This window comes from Aquabacterium parvum, from assembly GCF_001447195.1.
GTDB classification, from domain to species: Bacteria; Pseudomonadota; Gammaproteobacteria; order Burkholderiales; family Burkholderiaceae_C; genus Aquabacterium; species Aquabacterium parvum.
In genome coordinates this window covers 1-374 of sequence record NZ_LFRI01000440.1, presented here as the reverse complement: position 1 = coordinate 374, position 374 = coordinate 1, and the positions used below count along the sequence as shown (strand labels likewise).

The window sequence follows — 374 nt, the reverse complement described above, 5'->3', positions numbered from 1 at the left end:
GACGTTGAACAAGGCGCTGGGCTACAGCGCCACGTTCAACTGGACATATGACTTCGGTGATAACTGGACTCACAGGATCAAGGTCGAGCGGGTCGACACCATGCCCGCCGAGCTCAAGCTGCAGTTCCCCATGTGCCTGGCAGGCGCTGGAGCCTGCCCACCTGAGGACGTGGGTGGCGCCCCTGGCTACGCAGACTTCTTGCAGGCCATCGCCGACCCTGAGCATCCGGAGCATGGCGACATGACCGCATGGATCGGGCACCCCTTCGATCCCAATGCCTTCAACGTGCAGGACGCCCAGGATCGCTTGTATGAAATCAAGCTCTAGCTGACCAGTCGTGCGCTGCCAAGTTGGGCCTTGGTCGGACGCTTAC

At 61.2% G+C, this 374-nt stretch carries 1 protein-coding gene; it reads left to right on the top strand.

Annotation, left to right across the window (positions count from 1 at the left end; all coding sequences use genetic code 11):
- Positions 1-328 (top strand): plasmid pRiA4b ORF-3 family protein (locus ABG80_RS17470; protein WP_160322587.1); only part of this gene is annotated, 328 nt, incomplete at its 5' end.
- Between the last annotated feature and the right edge of the window lie 46 nt (positions 329-374).